This is a genomic window from Rhizobium oryzicola (assembly GCF_030504645.1).
Classification (GTDB): Bacteria; Pseudomonadota; Alphaproteobacteria; order Rhizobiales; family Rhizobiaceae; genus Neorhizobium; species Neorhizobium oryzicola.
Genome location: NZ_JAUKWQ010000020.1, coordinates 1 through 18,762 on the forward strand (window position 1 = coordinate 1; position 18,762 = coordinate 18,762).

The 18,762-nt window shown below is 57.8% G+C and carries 16 protein-coding genes and 1 tRNA gene; 14 read left to right on the forward strand and 3 right to left on the reverse strand.

Annotation, left to right across the window (positions count from 1 at the left end; genetic code table 11):
• From Q2T52_RS26460 to rpoC, 10 genes are all read left to right on the forward strand, one after another.
• A partial coding sequence (locus Q2T52_RS26460; protein WP_456061821.1) for an EF-Tu C-terminal domain-related protein occupies positions 1 to 126 on the forward strand: 126 nt, incomplete at its 5' end.
• A gap of 406 nt (positions 127 to 532) precedes the next feature.
• Positions 533 to 608: transfer RNA gene (locus Q2T52_RS26465), tRNA-Trp, on the forward strand.
• A 186-nt stretch (positions 609 to 794) separates the two neighbouring features.
• Complete coding sequence (secE, locus tag Q2T52_RS26470) at positions 795 to 995, forward strand: preprotein translocase subunit SecE (protein WP_302079910.1); 201 nt, start codon at positions 795 to 797, stop codon at positions 993 to 995.
• A 16-nt stretch (positions 996 to 1,011) separates the two neighbouring features.
• Complete coding sequence (gene nusG / locus Q2T52_RS26475; RefSeq protein WP_302079911.1) at positions 1,012 to 1,542, forward strand: transcription termination/antitermination protein NusG; 531 nt, start codon at positions 1,012 to 1,014, stop codon at positions 1,540 to 1,542.
• 147 nt (positions 1,543 to 1,689) lie between these two features.
• On the forward strand, positions 1,690 to 2,121 hold the full coding sequence (gene rplK / locus Q2T52_RS26480) for a 50S ribosomal protein L11 (RefSeq protein WP_302079912.1): 432 nt from the start codon (positions 1,690 to 1,692) through the stop codon (positions 2,119 to 2,121).
• A gap of 2 nt (positions 2,122 to 2,123) precedes the next feature.
• Positions 2,124 to 2,819 carry a 50S ribosomal protein L1 gene (gene rplA / locus Q2T52_RS26485; protein ID WP_302079913.1) on the forward strand — a complete coding sequence of 232 codons (696 nt, stop codon included), beginning with the start codon at positions 2,124 to 2,126 and terminating at the stop codon, positions 2,817 to 2,819.
• A gap of 346 nt (positions 2,820 to 3,165) precedes the next feature.
• Positions 3,166 to 3,684: a 50S ribosomal protein L10 gene (rplJ, locus tag Q2T52_RS26490; protein ID WP_302079914.1), complete on the forward strand. Its 519-nt coding sequence runs from the start codon at positions 3,166 to 3,168 to the stop codon at positions 3,682 to 3,684.
• 60 nt (positions 3,685 to 3,744) lie between these two features.
• The gene (gene rplL / locus Q2T52_RS26495; protein ID WP_302079915.1) at positions 3,745 to 4,122 is read left to right on the forward strand and encodes a 50S ribosomal protein L7/L12; all 378 of its coding nucleotides are present in this window, start codon (positions 3,745 to 3,747) and stop codon (positions 4,120 to 4,122) included.
• Positions 4,123 to 4,377: 255 nt separating this feature from the next.
• Positions 4,378 to 8,514 (forward strand): DNA-directed RNA polymerase subunit beta, encoded by a 4,137-nt coding sequence (rpoB, locus tag Q2T52_RS26500; RefSeq protein WP_302079916.1) that lies wholly within the window; start codon positions 4,378 to 4,380, stop codon positions 8,512 to 8,514.
• Positions 8,515 to 8,699: 185 nt separating this feature from the next.
• A complete protein-coding gene (gene rpoC / locus Q2T52_RS26505) occupies positions 8,700 to 12,911 on the forward strand; it encodes a DNA-directed RNA polymerase subunit beta' (RefSeq protein WP_302079917.1) in 4,212 nt (1,403 codons plus the stop codon).
• An 86-nt stretch (positions 12,912 to 12,997) separates the two neighbouring features.
• On the opposite strand, the gene Q2T52_RS26510 is transcribed toward rpoC, so the two are convergent.
• The 3 genes from Q2T52_RS26510 to Q2T52_RS26520 all read right to left on the reverse strand — a co-directional run bounded on the left by Q2T52_RS26510 (position 12,998) and on the right by Q2T52_RS26520 (position 15,035).
• Positions 12,998 to 13,705, reverse strand: a complete 708-nt coding sequence (locus Q2T52_RS26510) for an acid phosphatase (RefSeq protein ID WP_302079918.1) — start codon at positions 13,703 to 13,705, stop codon at positions 12,998 to 13,000.
• 121 nt (positions 13,706 to 13,826) lie between these two features.
• Entirely contained in the window at positions 13,827 to 14,702 is an 876-nt protein-coding gene (locus Q2T52_RS26515) for a hypothetical protein (protein ID WP_302079919.1), read from the reverse strand.
• A 39-nt stretch (positions 14,703 to 14,741) separates the two neighbouring features.
• Positions 14,742 to 15,035 carry a transcriptional regulator gene (locus Q2T52_RS26520; protein WP_302079920.1) on the reverse strand — a complete coding sequence of 98 codons (294 nt, stop codon included), beginning with the start codon at positions 15,033 to 15,035 and terminating at the stop codon, positions 14,742 to 14,744.
• A 479-nt stretch (positions 15,036 to 15,514) separates the two neighbouring features.
• Between Q2T52_RS26520 and rpsL the strand changes: the two genes are divergently transcribed.
• The 4 genes from rpsL to Q2T52_RS26540 all read left to right on the forward strand — a co-directional run.
• On the forward strand, positions 15,515 to 15,886 hold the full coding sequence (gene rpsL / locus Q2T52_RS26525) for a 30S ribosomal protein S12 (protein WP_003507760.1): 372 nt from the start codon (positions 15,515 to 15,517) through the stop codon (positions 15,884 to 15,886).
• Between the two features lie 75 nt (positions 15,887 to 15,961).
• Positions 15,962 to 16,432 carry a 30S ribosomal protein S7 gene (rpsG, locus tag Q2T52_RS26530; RefSeq protein ID WP_302079921.1) on the forward strand — a complete coding sequence of 157 codons (471 nt, stop codon included), beginning with the start codon at positions 15,962 to 15,964 and terminating at the stop codon, positions 16,430 to 16,432.
• Positions 16,433 to 16,465: 33 nt separating this feature from the next.
• Entirely contained in the window at positions 16,466 to 18,565 is a 2,100-nt protein-coding gene (gene fusA, locus Q2T52_RS26535; RefSeq protein WP_302079922.1) for an elongation factor G, read from the forward strand.
• Between the two features lie 73 nt (positions 18,566 to 18,638).
• Positions 18,639 to 18,762 (forward strand): GTP-binding protein (locus Q2T52_RS26540; protein ID WP_247644297.1); only part of this gene is annotated, 124 nt, incomplete at its 3' end.

Sequence of the window (18,762 nt, forward strand, 5' to 3'; positions counted from 1 at the left end):
GGCGACAACGTGACGGTTCAGGTTGAGCTGATCGTTCCGATCGCGATGGAAGAAAAGCTGCGCTTCGCGATCCGCGAAGGCGGCCGTACCGTCGGCGCCGGCATCGTCGCTTCGATCATCGAGTAATTTCGATCTCGGCAGCATTAGGCGACGAGCCGAAAGCTGCCGACGTTACGATGATGGTACAAAGTCGCGCAAGCGCGCTTTGTACGCGGCGACAGTATCGTTGCCTCGATCATCGAGTAATTGATCTCCCGAAAGGGAAATTGGAAAGCCCCGCCAGCAACGGCGGGGCTTTTGTATTGGTGGGTTAGTCGGCGAAGCGACACATAGGTTAGCGCTCCCGCCTTGCGGAGGAGCTGTCCGGTGGGCGGTAAGCGGCGGGGAGGGACCCGTTAAGCATCTGCTGTGGAAAAGCAACTGTGGCATTCATCAAAATTTCAAAAAAGGTGCTTGCCAATACCTCAAAGGCACCTTAAAGGGTGCGCCAAGCCTCGAACGGAGCAGGTTGCTCAGAGTCGTGGAAGATCAAAGGGGTATAGCTCAGTTGGTAGAGCGGCGGTCTCCAAAACCGCAGGTCGGGGGTTCGAGCCCCTCTGCCCCTGCCATTTTCTCAAGATGATGGGTTTGATCGCTTCGTGAGGCTTGGGGCCGATCCCGTATCGGATAAATGCATAATTTCCGGTTTTCCTCTTGCGAAAGGGGAGGCTGGCGTTTATGTAGGGTACAAACAGACACGCGGTGCGTGGGGCTGAGCGATTTCAGCTTTACGCGCCGTAATTGCGTGGGCAGTCATGGCATCCAAAACCAATCCATTCGCGTTTCTGCAGCAGGTTCGCGCTGAGACGGCAAAGGTCGTTTGGCCCTCTCGTCGTGAGACGACGATCTCCACGGCCATGGTGCTTGTAATGGTGGTTGTGTCGGCTCTGTTTTTCTTTGCTGCGGACCAGCTGATCGGCTGGCTTATCCGCCTCGTGCTGAACGTCAGCATCTAAGCTATTGGGGACGAAAATGGCGGCACGTTGGTATATCGTCCACGCGTATTCGAATTTTGAAAAGAAGGTCGCTGAGGACATCGAGAACAAGGCTCGCCAGAAGGGGCTTGAGCACCTGTTCGAAAAGATCCTTGTTCCGACCGAAAAGGTTGTTGAGGTTCGTCGCGGTCGCAAGGTCGATTCTGAGCGCAAGTTCTTTCCGGGCTACGTGCTTGTTCGTGCCAATCTGACCGATGAGGCCTATCACCTGATAAAGAACACGCCGAAGGTGACTGGGTTCCTCGGCTCCGATAATAAGCCGGTTCCGATTCCGGATTATGAAGCCGATCGCATCCTGGGTCAGGTCCAGGAGGGTGTCGAACGTCCGAAGTCGTCGATCTCTTTCGAGATAGGGGAGCAGGTTCGCGTCTCTGACGGTCCGTTCGCTTCGTTCAATGGCGTTGTGCAGGATGTCGACGAAGAGCGCTCGCGCCTCAAGGTCGAAGTTTCGATCTTCGGCCGTGCGACGCCGGTCGAGCTTGAATACGGTCAGGTCGAGAAGGTCTGATCGACAAGCGGGATCGCTTAGGTCCCGTTTCCGCGTGGGAGGATGATGACCTGAAGCCGGGTCACTCAGACGCACCACGCAACCGCAGCCGCCGGATTTTCCGGCAATGGGCCGGGTAACCGGTCCGCAGTAGAAAGGCAGAGAGAAATGGCTAAGAAAGTTGCAGGCCAGCTCAAGCTGCAGGTCAAGGCAGGGTCCGCTAACCCGTCCCCGCCGATTGGCCCCGCACTTGGTCAGCGTGGCATTAACATCATGGAATTCTGCAAGGCGTTCAATGCCGCCACGCAGGAAATGGAAAAGGGTATGCCGATCCCGGTCGTCATCACCTATTACCAGGACAAGTCCTTCACCTTCGCAATGAAGCAGCCGCCGATGACCTATTGGCTGAAGAAGGAAGCAAAGATCCAGTCCGGTTCCAAGACGCCTGGCAAGGGCGCCAAGGTTGGTACCATCACCAAGGCTCAGGTCCGCGCGATCGCAGAAGCCAAGATGAAGGACCTGAACGCGGCTGACGTCGAAGGCGCAATGCTGATGGTTGAGGGCTCTGCTCGCTCCATGGGCCTGGAAGTGGTGGCTTGATCATGGCTAAGGTTGCAAAGCGTATTCAGAAGATCCGCGAAGGTATCGATCCGACGAAGTTGGTTGCTCTTAACGACGCAATCTCGCTCGTCAAGGAACGTGCTGTTGCCAAGTTCGATGAAACCATCGAAATCGCGATGAACCTCGGCGTTGACCCGCGTCATGCCGACCAGATGGTTCGTGGCGTTGTGAACCTGCCGAACGGCACGGGTCGCGACGTTCGCGTTGCTGTCTTTGCTCGTGGTGCCAAGGCTGACGAAGCCAAGGCTGCCGGTGCAGACATCGTCGGTGCAGAAGACCTGCTGGAAACGGTTCAGGGCGGCAAGATCGATTTCGACCGCGTTATCGCGACTCCGGACATGATGCCGCTCGTCGGTCGTCTTGGTAAGGTTCTCGGCCCGCGTGGCATGATGCCGAACCCGAAGGTCGGTACGGTCACCATGGACGTTGCCGGTGCGGTGAAGGCTTCCAAGGGCGGTGCTGTCGAGTTCCGCGTCGAGAAGGCTGGTATCATCCATGCCGGTATCGGCAAGGCTTCCTTCGACGCCAAGGCTCTGGAAGAGAACATCAAGGCGTTTGCCGATGCAGTCGTCAAGGCAAAGCCGGCTGGCGCCAAGGGCAACTACGTCAAGCGCGTTGCGCTCTCCTCGACCATGGGTCCGGGCGTTCGCATCGAGCCGTCGACGGTTCTTGCTTAAGTTTTCCTCGTGAGGCAAAAGCCTCGCGGAACATAGATTCTCGGCCCTTCGGGGCCGGGATATCCGGGGAAACCCGGAACTCCTGTCCGAGATTGTGGGTGGTTTCGACCTTAATCGTTTGACCTGCATGAGACGGGTAAGACCGAATTTCAATGGACGCGTCGGCGACGCCTCCGAAGTTTTGGTTCGAACCTGGTTGTGCCTTCGCCCTATGAGCTCCGGCTCGCAGTGCAAGGGGACAGGATCCTCGAGCGTCGCTCGGGATCTTGAGTGAAAGATCCCGTGGGGCAAAAGGCAACCCGGCAGGGCTTGGTTTCATACCGGTCCTGCCTACTGGAGACAGACAGTGGAAAGAGCGGAAAAACGCGAATTTGTCACGGAGCTGAACGAAGTCTTCAAGGCTTCTGGTTCGGTTGTCGTGGCCCACTATGCTGGCGTCACAGTTGCGCAGATGAACGACTTCCGTTCGAAGATGCGTGCTGCTGGCGGTAGCGTCAAAGTCGCGAAGAACCGTCTGGCCAAGATCGCTCTTCAGGGCACCGAGTCGGAAGGGATGATCGATCTCTTCAAGGGTCAGACGCTGATTGCTTACAGCAATGACCCGATCACGGCTCCTAAGGTCGTCATGGATTTCGCCAAGACCAACGACAAGCTCGTTGTTCTCGGTGGTGCCATGGGTGCGACCACGCTGAACGCTGAAGCAGTCAAGTCGCTTGCGACCCTGCCTTCGCTGGACGAACTGCGTGCAAAGCTGCTGGGTATGATTCAGACCCCGGCAACCCGCATCGCAGGCGTTGTACAGGCACCGGCTGCTCAGCTGGCGCGCGTTTTCGCGGCCTATGCCAAGAAGGACGAAGCCGCTTAAGGCGGTTTTTCACGCTGTATCAAACTAACTCGTTCGAACTGAACATAAGGAACTAAGAAAATGGCTGATCTCGCAAAGATCGTTGAAGACCTCTCCGCTCTGACCGTTCTGGAAGCTGCTGAGCTTTCCAAGCTGCTCGAAGAGAAGTGGGGCGTTTCTGCAGCTGCTCCGGTAGCTGTTGCTGCTGTTGGCGGTGGCGCTGCTGCTGCTCCGGCTGAAGAAGAAAAGACCGAATTCGACGTCATCCTGACGGACGCTGGCGCTAACAAGATCAACGTCATCAAGGAAGTTCGTGCCATCACCGGTCTTGGCCTTAAGGAAGCCAAGGACCTGGTTGAAGGCGCTCCGAAGCCGGTCAAGGAAGGCGTTTCCAAGGGCGAAGCCGCTGACCTCAAGAAGAAGCTTGAAGAAGCCGGCGCTAAGGTCGACGTCAAGTAATATTGACTATCGGTGGGAGAGGGCACATTTGCCCTTTCCCATTGTTTGGTTGTCTGAACTGATTACCCAAAAGCCGGTGAAACGGCTTTTGGGTAATGGGTTCTTCAAGAGGATGGTTCCCCGATCGGGCGATTTCGGCAATCCGGCCGGCGCGTGAAAGGCGGAACGAGATTGAACCACCCATGATTGACGGGGTCGACTGGCCAGCGAAACCCGTCCGTTGCAGGCCCGGATGCAATTTTTGAAGGAGCGACGATGGCTCAGACCCTTTCGTACAACGGTCGCAGGCGCGTACGCAAGTTTTTCGGAAAAATCCCAGAAGTTACAGAGATGCCAAACCTCATCGAGGTTCAGAAGGCATCTTACGATCAGTTCCTGATGGTTGAAGAGCCAGAAGGCGGCCGCCCCGATGAGGGGCTTAATGCCGTTTTCCGGTCTGTGTTCCCCATCACCGATTTTTCCGGCGCCTCCATGCTGGAATTCGTATCCTACGAATTCGAGCCGCCGAAGTTCGACGTGGAAGAGTGCCGCCAGCGCGATCTGACCTACGCAGCACCGCTGAAGGTCACGCTGCGCCTGATCGTGTTCGATATCGACGAGGATACAGGTTCCAAGTCCATCAAGGACATTAAGGAACAGTCCGTTTACATGGGCGACATGCCGCTGATGACCGACAACGGTACGTTCATCGTGAACGGCACCGAGCGCGTTATCGTGTCCCAGATGCACCGTTCGCCAGGCGTGTTCTTCGACCATGACAAGGGCAAGAGCCACTCTTCCGGCAAGCTCTTGTTCGCCGCACGCGTCATCCCCTATCGCGGTTCCTGGCTCGATATCGAATTCGACGCCAAGGACATCGTTTATGCGCGTATCGACCGTCGCCGCAAGATCCCTGTGACCTCGCTGCTGATGGCGCTTGGCATGGACGGCGAAGACATTCTGTCGACCTTCTACACCAAGTCGAACTATGTCCGTGACGGCCAGGGCTGGCGTATTCCCTTCCTGCCGGAAACGCTGAAGGGCGCGAAGACCATTACCGACATGATCGACGCCGACACCGGTGAAGTTGTTGTCGAAGGTGGCAAGAAGCTGACCCCGCGTCTGCTGCGTCAGCTGACCGAGAAGGGTCTGAAGGCTCTCAAGGCCACCAATGACGACCTTTACGGCAACTATCTTGCCGAAGACATCGTCAACTTCCAGACCGGTGAAATCTATCTGGAAGCCGGCGACGAAATCGACGAGAAGACGCTTCAGGTCATCCTGGATGCCGGCTTTGACGAGATTCCGGTTCTCGGCATCGACCACATCAACGTGGGTGCCTACATCCGCAACACGCTGTCGGCAGACAAGAACGAGAACCGTCAGGACGCTCTGTTCGACATCTACCGCGTCATGCGTCCGGGTGAACCGCCAACCATGGAATCTGCGGAAGCCATGTTCAACTCGCTGTTCTTCGATGCGGAGCGTTATGACCTCTCCGCCGTTGGTCGCGTGAAGATGAACATGCGCCTCGATCTGGATTGCCCGGATACCGTTCGCACGCTGCGCAAGGACGACATCCTGGCCGTGGTCAAGATGCTGGTCGAACTGCGTGACGGTAAGGGCGAAATCGACGACATCGACAACCTCGGCAACCGCCGCGTTCGTTCTGTCGGCGAGTTGATGGAGAACCAGTATCGTCTGGGTCTTCTGCGCATGGAACGCGCCATCAAGGAGCGTATGTCGTCGATCGAAATCGACACGGTCATGCCGCAGGATCTCATCAACGCCAAGCCGGCTGCCGCTGCCGTTCGTGAATTCTTCGGCTCTTCGCAGCTGTCGCAGTTCATGGACCAGGTGAACCCGCTTTCGGAAATCACCCACAAGCGCCGTCTTTCGGCTCTTGGCCCGGGTGGTCTGACCCGCGAGCGCGCAGGCTTCGAAGTCCGCGACGTTCACCCGACGCACTATGGCCGTATCTGCCCGATCGAGACGCCGGAAGGCCCGAACATCGGTCTGATCAACTCGCTCGCAACCTTCGCCCGCGTCAACAAGTACGGCTTCATTGAAAGCCCGTACCGCAAGATCGTGGACGGCAAGGTCACCAACGACGTGATCTACCTCTCCGCCATGGAAGAGGCGAAGTATTACGTCGCACAGGCCAACGCACCGCTGAACAACGATGGTTCGTTCTCGGAAGAGTTCGTCGTCTGCCGTCATTCGGGCGAAGTGATGCTCGCTCCGCGTGACAACATCAACCTGATGGACGTTTCGCCGAAGCAGCTCGTTTCGGTCGCTGCGGCTCTCATCCCGTTCTTGGAAAACGACGACGCCAACCGCGCTCTCATGGGCTCGAACATGCAGCGTCAGGCCGTTCCGCTCGTTCGCGCTGAAGCGCCGTTCGTCGGTACTGGCATGGAACCGATCGTTGCCCGTGACTCCGGCGCTGCCATCGCAGCCCGCCGTGGCGGCGTGGTCGACCAGGTGGATGCGACGCGTATCGTTATCCGCGCAACTGAAGACCTCGATGCCTCCAAGTCCGGCGTCGATATATACCGCCTGCAGAAGTTCCAGCGCTCCAACCAGAACACCTGCGTCAACCAGCGCCCGCTGGTGACAGTTGGCGATATCATCGCCAAGGGTGACATCATCGCTGACGGTCCCTCGACCGACCTCGGTGACCTGGCGCTCGGCCGCAACGCGCTCGTCGCGTTCATGCCGTGGAACGGCTACAACTATGAGGACTCGATCCTCATGTCGGAGCGTATCGTTGCCGAAGACGTCTTCACCTCGATCCATATCGAGGAGTTCGAAGTCATGGCACGCGACACCAAGCTTGGTCCGGAAGAAATCACGCGCGACATTCCGAACGTTTCGGAAGAAGCGCTGAAGAACCTCGACGAAGCCGGTATCGTCTACATCGGTGCGGAAGTGCAGCCGGGTGACATCCTGGTCGGCAAGATCACGCCGAAGGGCGAAAGCCCGATGACGCCGGAAGAAAAGCTTCTGCGCGCCATCTTCGGTGAAAAGGCGTCCGACGTTCGCGACACCTCGATGCGCATGCCGCCCGGTACCTTCGGTACGGTCGTCGAAGTTCGCGTTTTCAACCGCCACGGCGTTGAAAAGGACGAACGCGCCATGGCAATCGAGCGCGAAGAGATCGAACGTCTCGCCAAGGACCGTGACGACGAACAGGCGATCCTGGACCGTAACGTGTATGGTCGTCTGGTCGACATGCTCCGTGGCCAGATCTCGGTTGCCGGCCCGAAGGGCTTCAAGAAGGGCGTCGAACTGTCTAACGCGGTTGTTTCCGAATATCCGCGTTCGCAGTGGTGGATGTTTGCCGTTGAGGACGAAAAGGTCCAAGGCGAAATCGAAGCCCTACGTGGCCAGTACGACGAATCCAAGTCGCGCCTTGAACAGCGCTTCATGGACAAGGTCGAGAAGGTCCAGCGCGGCGATGAAATGCCTCCGGGCGTCATGAAGATGGTCAAAGTCTTCGTCGCTGTGAAGCGCAAGATCCAGCCAGGCGACAAGATGGCCGGCCGTCACGGTAACAAGGGCGTCGTGTCCCGTATCGTGCCGATCGAAGACATGCCGTTCCTGGAAGATGGTACGCATGTCGACATCTGCTTGAACCCGCTGGGCGTGCCTTCGCGCATGAACGTCGGCCAGATCCTCGAAACCCATCTGGCCTGGGCTTGCGCCGGCATGGGCAAGAAGATCGGCGAGATGCTCGACGCCTATCGCAAGACGATGGACATCACCGACCTGAAGCGCGAGCTGACGGATGTCTACGCTTCGGAATCCAACGACGAAGTGGCCAAGTTCGACGATGAGTCGCTGGTTCGCCTCGCCGAGGAAGCCAAGCGAGGCGTGTCGATCGCGACGCCGGTTTTCGACGGTGCCCATGAGCCTGACGTTGCCGCCATGCTGAAGAAGGCTGGTCTGCATGAATCCGGTCAGTCCGTTCTCTATGACGGCCGTACCGGTGAAGCCTTCGACCGTAAGGTCACGGTTGGCTACATGTACATGATCAAGCTGAACCACCTGGTCGACGACAAGATCCACGCGCGTTCGATCGGTCCGTACTCGCTCGTCACGCAGCAGCCGCTGGGTGGTAAGGCACAGTTCGGCGGTCAGCGCTTCGGGGAAATGGAAGTCTGGGCTCTGGAAGCTTACGGCGCCGCCTACACCCTGCAGGAAATGCTGACGGTGAAGTCGGACGACGTGGCCGGTCGTACCAAGGTCTATGAAGCCATTGTCCGTGGCGATGATACGTTCGAAGCCGGTATTCCGGAATCGTTCAACGTTCTCGTCAAGGAAATGCGCTCTCTGGGTCTCTCGGTCGAACTAGAGAACTCGAAGCTCGTGCCTGAAGAAGGTGGCCAGCTGCCTGATGCAGCTGAGTAATTGAAAAACGGGGCGCGCGGTCTCAAAAAAGGCTGCGCGCCGTCCCCTCAGGCGAGTTCAAGCCGGGCAGGGGAATTTCGCCGCATTTCGCGGCTATAGACGTTTTAGGCAGCGGCTGTCCGACCCGGGTATTGAGGACGGCGCGCTTGCAAGCCGAGGGCTTAAGGCCCCACAAGGAGACAGGCATGAACCAAGAGGTCATGAATCTTTTCAACCCGCAGGTGCCGGCGCAGCACTTCGACTCGATCCGCATCTCGATCGCGTCGCCTGAGAAGATTCTCTCCTGGTCCTACGGCGAAATCAAAAAGCCGGAGACCATCAACTACCGCACGTTCAAGCCGGAACGCGACGGTCTGTTCTGCGCGCGCATTTTCGGGCCGATCAAGGACTACGAGTGCCTGTGCGGCAAGTACAAGCGCATGAAGTACAAGGGCATCATCTGCGAAAAGTGCGGCGTCGAAGTCACGCTGTCGCGCGTTCGCCGTGAGCGCATGGGCCATATCGAGCTGGCAGCACCCGTTGCCCACATCTGGTTCCTGAAGTCGCTTCCGTCGCGCATCTCGACGCTGCTCGACATGACGCTGAAGGATGTCGAGCGCGTTCTGTACTTCGAACACTACATCGTCACGGAGCCGGGTCTGACCGCGCTCAAGGAAAACCAGCTGCTCACCGAAGAAGAGTATATGCTGGCGATCGACGAGTACGGCGAAGACCAGTTCACCGCGATGATCGGTGCTGAAGCCATCTACGAAATGCTGGCCTCGATGAACCTCGAGAAGCTGGCGGGCGACCTGCGTTCTGATCTGGCCGACACCACGTCGGACCTGAAGCAGAAGAAGCTGATGAAGCGCCTGAAGATCGTCGAGAACTTCATTGAGTCCGGCAACCGTCCGGAGTGGATGATCATGAAGGTCGTTCCGGTCATCCCGCCGGACCTGCGTCCGCTGGTGCCGCTCGACGGCGGCCGTTTCGCGACGTCCGACCTGAACGATCTCTATCGCCGCGTCATCAACCGTAACAACCGTCTGAAGCGCCTGATCGAACTGCGCGCGCCGGGCATCATCATCCGCAACGAAAAGCGCATGCTGCAGGAATCTGTGGACGCGCTGTTCGATAACGGCCGCCGTGGCCGCGTCATCACCGGCGCCAATAAGCGTCCGCTGAAGTCGCTCTCCGACATGCTGAAGGGTAAGCAGGGCCGCTTCCGTCAGAACCTGCTCGGCAAGCGCGTCGACTATTCCGGCCGTTCGGTCATCGTGACCGGTCCGGAACTGAAGCTGCACCAGTGCGGCCTGCCGAAGAAGATGGCGCTCGAACTCTTCAAGCCGTTCATCTACGCCCGCCTCGACGCCAAGGGTTACTCCTCGACCGTCAAGCAGGCCAAGAAGCTGGTTGAAAAGGAAAAGCCGGAAGTCTGGGATATCCTCGACGAGGTCATCCGCGAGCATCCGGTACTCCTGAATCGCGCACCGACGCTGCACCGCCTGGGTATCCAGGCCTTCGAACCGATTCTGGTCGAAGGCAAGGCCATCCAGCTGCACCCGCTCGTCTGCACGGCCTTCAACGCCGACTTCGACGGCGACCAAATGGCTGTTCACGTGCCGCTTTCGCTGGAAGCCCAGCTGGAAGCCCGCGTGCTGATGATGTCGACCAACAACATTCTGCACCCGGCCAACGGCGCGCCGATCATCGTTCCTTCGCAGGACATGGTTCTCGGCCTGTACTATCTATCGATCATGAACCAGAACGAGCCGGGCGAAGGCATGGTCTTCTCCGACATGGGTGAACTGCACCACGCTCTGGAAAACAAGGTCGTGACGCTGCATGCCAAGATCCGCGGCCGCTTCAAGTCGGTCGACGAGGATGGCAAGCCCTATTCCAAGATCTATGAGACGACCCCGGGTCGCATGATCATCGGTGAACTCCTGCCGAAGAACGGCAAGGTGCTTTTCGACATCTGCAACCAGGAAATGACCAAGAAGAACATCTCCAAGATGATCGACACGGTCTACCGTCACTGCGGTCAGAAGGACACGGTCATCTTCTGTGACCGCATCATGCAGCTCGGCTTCACGCATGCCTGCCGCGCCGGCATTTCGTTCGGCAAGGACGACATGATCATTCCGGAAACCAAGGCGAAGATCGTTGGCGATACCGAAGCCCTGGTGAAGGAATACGAACAGCAGTACAACGACGGTCTGATCACCCAGGGTGAGAAGTACAACAAGGTCGTTGACGCCTGGGGCAAGGCAACGGAAAAGGTTGCGGAAGACATGATGGCCCGCATTAAGGCCGTCGAGTTCGATCCGGAAACCAATCGCCAGAAGCCGATGAACGCCATCTACATGATGTCGCACTCGGGTGCTCGTGGTTCTCCGAACCAGATGCGTCAGCTGGGTGGCATGCGCGGCCTCATGGCAAAGCCGTCGGGCGAAATCATCGAAACACCGATCATTTCGAACTTCAAGGAAGGCCTCACCGTTAACGAGTACTTCAACTCGACCCACGGTGCCCGTAAGGGTCTGGCCGACACGGCTCTGAAGACAGCGAACTCCGGTTACCTGACGCGTCGTCTGGTTGACGTAGCGCAGGACTGCATCGTCAACCTCGTGGATTGCGGCACCGACAAGGGCCTCACCATGACGGCGATCGTCGATGCCGGTCAGGTCGTTGCCTCCATCGGTGCCCGCGTTCTCGGCCGTACAGCGCTTGACGATATCGATCATCCGGTCACGGGCGAGCGTATTGTCGACGCTGGCAAGATGATCCTGGAGCCCGATGTCATCGAGATCGAAAAGGCTGGTATCCAGTCGATCCGCATCCGTTCGGCACTGACCTGCGAAGTTCAGACGGGCGTGTGCTCGGTCTGCTACGGTCGTGACCTTGCGCGCGGTACGCCTGTGAATATGGGTGAAGCTGTCGGCGTTATCGCCGCACAGTCCATCGGTGAACCGGGTACCCAGCTGACCATGCGTACGTTCCACTTGGGTGGTACGGCGAACGTGGTTGACCAGTCGTTCCTGGAAGCGTCGTATGAAGGTACGATCCTGATCAAGAACCGCAACATGCTGCGCAACTCCGACGGCGTTCTCGTCGCCATGGGCCGCAACATGGCGGTAACGATCCTGGACGAGCGTGGCGTTGAGCGTTCTTCGCAGCGCGTTGCCTATGGTTCGAAGGTTTTCGTGGACGATGGCGACAAGGTCAAGCGCGGTCAGCGTCTGGCCGAGTGGGATCCGTACACCCGTCCGATGATGACGGAAGTGGCCGGTATCGTTCACTTCGAAGACGTGGTCGACGGTCTCTCGGTTTCGGAATCGACCGACGAATCCACCGGTATCACGAAGCGTCAGGTTATCGACTGGCGTTCGACGCCGCGTGGCTCGGACCTGAAGCCGGCCATCGTGATCAAGGATGCTTCCGGCAATGTCCTGAAGCTGTCCCGTGGTGGCGAAGCCCGCTTCAACCTCTCGGTCGATGCGATCCTGTCGGTCGAGCCGGGTACCAAGGTCAGCCAAGGTGACGTGCTTGCTCGTTCGCCGATGGAAAGCGCCAAGACCAAGGACATCACCGGTGGTCTGCCGCGCGTTGCCGAACTGTTCGAAGCACGTCGTCCGAAGGACCACGCCATCATCGCTGAGATCGATGGTACGATCCGCCTCGGCCGCGACTATAAGAACAAGCGTCGCGTCATCATCGAGCCGGCGGAAGACGGTATCGAGCCGGTCGAATACCTGATCCCGAAGGGCAAGCCCTTCCATCTTCAGGATGGCGACTACATCGAAAAGGGTGATTACATCCTCGACGGTAACCCGGCTCCGCACGACATTCTGGCGATCAAGGGCGTGGAAGCACTCGCTTCCTACCTCGTGAACGAAATCCAGGAAGTCTATCGTCTGCAGGGCGTTGTCATCAACGACAAGCACATCGAGGTGATCGTTCGCCAGATGCTGCAGAAGGTTGAGATCACGGACTCCGGCGACAGCCAGTACATCGTGGGCGACAATGTCGACCGCATCGAACTGGACGAAGCCAACGAGCGTCTCGTCGAAGAAGGCAAGAAGCCTGCCTATGGCGATCCCGTCCTTCTGGGTATCACCAAGGCATCGCTGCAGACGCCGTCCTTCATCTCGGCTGCATCCTTCCAGGAAACCACAAAGGTTCTCACGGAAGCTGCCATCGCCGGTAAGATGGACACGCTGCAGGGCCTCAAGGAAAACGTCATCGTTGGCCGCCTGATCCCGGCCGGTACCGGCGGCACCATGACCCAGATCCGTCGTATCGCAACCTCGCGCGACGACATGATCTTGGAAGAGCGCCGCAAGGGAACGGGTGCCAGCGTCGCAACGCCGATGCTGCAGAGCCTAGCCGGCGAAAACGCTCCGGCGGCCGAGTAAGATCGGTTGCCATTGAATTGAAGAAGCCGCCCGGAGCGATCCGGGCGGCTTCTTGCTTTTGGAGGGCTTGCTTAAAGACGTGCCGATTAAAGGCCGAGCGTCGTACGCAGTTCCGCCTTGGCAGCCTCGAACTCTGTCTTGAAGTCCTCATGCGTCATGATGGTCTGGGCGATGACCGTGCCGGAAATCCGGCCGACCTCAATGTCGGATGGATAGTGAATTCCGCCGACCACGCGGTTCTGGCCGTATTCCCAGGCACGCTTCATGATCGCATCGCGCTTTTCCGGCAGCATGTTGGAGAGGACGATGCCCATCAGCGTGCCGACGGTCGTGTGACCGGACGGATAGGAGCCGGACTTGGAGAGCGGTACGACCGGCTTCACCAGATCGCTGTAGAGATGCGGGCGAGGGCGCTTCCAGACATCCTTGGCCGGATCGACAACTGCACCTTCGCTCACGACAACGCGATCGAAGAACGCCGAGAACTTCGGCAGATTTTCCTTGCTGAACTTCGGATTGGCGACCACATCCGCAAAGCGCCAGACATTCTCCTCCACATCGGCCTTGGCGCGGGCTTCCATTTCAGGTGTACGTGTCACCTGAATGGTCAGGATCTCACCAAGCTCGGCCTTCATCTTGGCTGAGTCGGGTGCCGGCGGCGGGGGGAGGAGATTGAGGAGATTGATCTCCTTGGCGTCGGTGAAAGGCTTTGCCTTGTCCTCTGCGAGAGACGGGAACGAAAACGAGAGAGCAAGGGCAATACCCAGTGCTCCCTGTGCCAAAAGATTGCGCATATGACCTCCGGTATTAGCTCCGTATATGGCTATCCGGTAAGGTTTTCGCATTTATGACAGATAACGCGACGAGACCTATGTATACGGAGAATCCAATCCGATACGACAGTTACCTGAGCACCTAGGGTGTCGTTCCAACCATCTTTGCCAGCAGCCTATTTGCCTTGCGCGCGTCGTTCCGCAATAGGCTTTCGTTCATTTCTAACTGGCTTCTCCATAGCTGCTGTGAATTCGGCGACGGATCGCTGAACGCTTGCTCTCCAGGCGGGATAAGGGATACGCGCGTAAACTCGACGTCCTGAGAAGAGGATTTGGTTCCCGTGACGCGATCTTCGTACCAATTAACCCAGACGCCCCAGCTATCATCGTCTTCGAGCAGACTTGCGCGCAATGATGCCCAAGCGGATTTATACGGTTCCGGAAGAGGAGTGTTTCTATCCTTTGCCAGCCACAGTGGCTCATCAAGCAACGAGCTTGCTTTCCTACGCGTCAAAAACCAGCTTCGTCTAAGCAACCAAGCCTGATCGCTCTCAGCTTCCGTCCATGGCCTCTCGCGTTCCTCACCCTCGAAGATAAAGGACGCGAACCTCAACGCTTGGCCCGCTTCATAGGCTGAGTTCTCGAAGGGCCTGTGCGACCGGCATGCACATGCAGCCGCCCGAGACGCGGACCGAACCGAAGCTTCGACAACATTCATCCTACGATACGCGACGGTATTAAGGGTTGTGCAGATATCGTAAACAGCTTTCCCTTGCGTGCTCAAGGTCAAGCCCGCAAGTGCTGCGTAGCGGAACGTCATAACAATTCTATGTCGTTCTTTACGTCCAAGCGCCCCCGTTGGAATTTCATTCACGATAAGAGGAAGGCAGCGTAGCGCCAATCTAGCGCTTAATACGGGCCCGGCATCAGGATCTTGCTTAAGAAGCCATGCTTCCATGGCTTTGGCTTTCGCAATATATTTTTGAGCCTCAGCTTTTATCGCCGGATCGGTAACCATTCGCGCTCCGAACTGAGGTAACGTCTCCCGGCACCTCGATCACCCAAAGCGGATAATGGAGACTTCGCCTTCCAGTGCACCCTGATAGGCGGAGGCATGCGGTTCTTCGACCGGCTCTTCCGTCAAAACGCCGATCTGGTCGAGGTCGGCCTCGATGAAGCCTTCTTCGGAAAGGGCGTTCAGCGCCTCGCGCACAGCGGTGTCGTCATCGGGCGCAGTCAGAAGGATGTGCAATTCGATGCCTTCCGATTCCTTCGACTCGTATCCCTTGCCGAGAATGATGAACACCATCGGCGAATCGAGCTTATTGTCGTTGTCAGGCGTGGTGATCATTCTCAAAAAACTCCTATGGAGGATCAGCCCGAATCCGGCGATCCGCGTCATGCAATATGATTTAGACACTTGCACGCGAAAGCCCAGAAGTTAAAGTGTGTTGAGAGAGCAATTCATCGATTTGGCACTGTTCTCCCGTCCAAAATGCTTGCGCCGCAGGCGTTGCAGGGAGTATTTTGAGCCTGGCCCTTGACTGAACCGGGTTTAAACAGTAAACGCCCCGCATCGGAAGCGATGTGAGGCTTGCCCGTTCGGGACGACGCGTTCCGCACTTTGCCTCAAACACGGTTCCAAACGCACGTTGAAGACACGTATGCCGCACGCAAGACGCATGAGACATGCGTCCTCTGCCTTTCGTGGTCCATCCGGAATTTCGGATCGGGCCACGTTTCGTGCATGTTGAGATGTGTGTCGGGGCCGGAGACGGCTACAGTTTGGCCCGCAAGGGTCGCGACCAAGATTTTGCAAGGGATGGGTATATGCCTACCGTAAACCAGCTGATCCGCAAGCCTCGTCAGGCACAGGTAAAGCGCAACAAGGTTCCTGCTTTGCAGGAAAACCCCCAGAAGCGCGGCGTTTGCACCCGCGTTTACACGACGACCCCGAAGAAGCCGAACTCGGCTCTGCGTAAGGTTGCCAAGATCCGCCTCACCAATGGCTTCGAAGTCATCGGCTACATTCCGGGTGAAGGCCACAACTTGCAGGAACACTCTGTCGTCATGATCCGTGGCGGCCGCGTCAAGGACTTGCCGGGTGTTCGCTACCACATCATCCGCGGCGTTCTCGATACCCAGGGTGTCAAGAACCGTAAGCAGCGTCGCTCCAAGTACGGCGCGAAGCGTCCGAAGTAATTCACCAGATCCCGGCGCCGCGCGAGGTCCTCCGCGTGTTAAGGCGCCCTGTCCAGTTTTAAAGAGACGGAACGTATGTCCAGACGTCACAAAGCAGAAAAGCGCGAAATCAACCCGGATCCGAAGTTTGGTGATCTGGTTGTCACGAAGTTCATGAATGCCATCATGCTGCACGGCAAGAAGTCGGTCGCAGAAAACATTGTCTACGGTGCATTTGATGCCGTTCAGGCGAAGGCCAAGCAGGAGCCCCTGCAGATCTTCCATCAGGCACTGGACAACGTTGCTCCGCACGTCGAAGTCCGTTCACGCCGCGTTGGTGGCGCGACCTATCAGGTTCCGGTCGATGTTCGCCCCGAGCGCCGTCAGGCGCTGGCGATCCGCTGGCTGATCGCTGCCGCACGCAAGCGCAATGAGACGACGATGGTTGACCGCCTTTCTGGTGAACTGATGGACGCCGCAAACAACCGCGGTTCCGCTGTCAAGAAGCGTGAAGACACGCACAAGATGGCTGACGCGAACCGCGCCTTCTCGCATTACCGCTGGTAATCCTGATCCGATCGAAATCCGAAAGGCAGTCCTATGGCTCGCGAATATAAAATCGAAGACTACCGTAATTTCGGTATCATGGCGCACATTGACGCCGGCAAGACGACGACCACCGAGCGTATCCTTTACTACACCGGCAAGTCGCACAAGATCGGCGAAGTCCATGACGGCGCGGCCACGATGGACTGGATGGAGCAGGAGCAGGAACGTGGTATCACCATCACGTCCGCTGCCACCACGACCTTCTGGAAGGGTCGCGATGGCAAGATGCGCCGCTTCAACATCATCGATACCCCCGGTCACGTTGACTTCACCATTGAAGTTGAGCGTTCGCTGCGCGTTCTCGACGGTGCAATCGCTCTGCTCGACGCCAATGCCGGCGTTGAGCCGCAGACCGAAACCGTCTGGCGCCAGGCTGAGAAGTATCATGTTCCGCGCATGATCTTCTGCAACAAGATGGACAAGACCGGCGCTGACTTCTACCGCTCGGTAGAAATGATCAAGACCCGCCTTGGCGCCACCGCTGTTGTCATGCAGCTGCCGATCGGCGCTGAGACCGAGTTCAAGGGCGTTGTCGACCTGATCGAGATGAACGCTCTGGTCTGGCGCGACGAATCTCTCGGCGCCCAGTGGGACGTTGTTGAGATCCCGGAAGATATGAAGGCCAAGGCTGAAGAATATCGCGAAAAGCTGATCGAGACTGTTGTCGAGATCGACGAAGAAGCGATGGAAGCCTATCTGAACGGCGAAATGCCGGACAACGACAAGATTCGTGCGCTGGTTCGCCGTGGCACGATCGACGTCAAGTTCCATCCGATGTTCTGCGGTACCGCATTCAAGAACAAGGGTGTTCAGCCGCTGCTCGACGCCGTCGTTGATTACCTGCCGTCGCCGCTCGATATTCCGGCGATCAAGGGCATCGACTTCAAGACGGAAGCTGAAATCGAGCGTCACGCCGACGACAACGAGCCGCTTTCGATGCTTGCGTTCAAGATCATGAACGACCCCTTCGTTGGTTCGCTGACCTTCGCACGCATCTACTCCGGCAAGCTCGAAAAGGGCGCGTCGGTCATGAACACGGTTAAGGACAAGCGCGAGCGCGTCGGCCGTATGCTGCAGATGCACTCCAACAGCCGTGAAGACATCGAAGAAGCCTTTGCTGGTGACATCGTTGCTCTGGCCGGTCTGAAGGAAACGACGACGGGTGACACGCTCTGCGATCCGCTGAAGCCGGTTATCCTCGAGCGCATGGAATTCCCGGAACCGGTTATCCAGATCGCGATCGAGCCGAAGTCCAAGGGCGACCAGGAAAAGATGGGCCTCGCGCTCAACCGCCTGGCTGCTGAAGACCCGTCCTTCCGCGTCAAGACCGACACCGAATCCGGCCAGACGATCATCGCTGGCATGGGCGAACTTCACCTGGACATTATCGTTGACCGTATGCGTCGCGAGTTCAAGGTTGAAGCAACCGTTGGCGCTCCGCAGGTTGCCTACCGTGAAACCATCACGAAGGCACACGAAGAAGACTACACGCACAAGAAGCAGTCCGGTGGTACCGGTCAGTTCGCGCGCGTCAAGATCATCTTCGAACCGAACCCGGACGGCGAAGACTTCAAGTTCGAATCCAAGATCGTTGGTGGTGCTGTTCCGAAGGAATACATCCCCGGCGTTCAGAAGGGTATCGAAAGCGTCCTGTCTTCGGGTCCGCTGGCTGGCTTCCCGATGCTCGGCGTCAAGGCCACCCTCGTTGACGGTGCATTCCACGACGTTGACTCGTCTGTTCTGGCGTTCGAAATCGCTTCTCGTGCATGCTTCCGTGAAGCTGCCAAGAAGGCTGGCGCACAGCTGCTCGAGCCGATGATGAAGGTCGAAGTTGTAACGCCGGAAGATTACGTCGGTGACGTGATCGGTGACCTGAACTCCCGCCGTGGTCAGATCCAGGGTCAGGAAAGCCGCGGTATCGCCGTTGTCATCAACGCGCACGTACCGCTGGCCAACATGTTCAAGTACGTGGATAACCTGCGCTCCATGAGCCAAGGTCGCGCCCAGTACTCGATGGTCTTCGATCACTATTCGCCGGTTCCGTCGAACGTCGCACAGGAAATCCAGGCAAAGTACTCCGGTCAGAAGTGACCGGGGTAACCCCCTGTTTGAATTGAATTTCAGAATTCCCTTGCGTTTGCAGGGATAAGGATGGAGAGCCTCAATGGCAAAGAGCAAGTTTGAGCGTACGAAGCCGCACGTTAACATCGGCACGATTGGCCACGTTGACCACGGCAAGACGTCGCTGACGGCAGCAATCACGAAGTTTTTCGGTGAGTTCAAGGCGT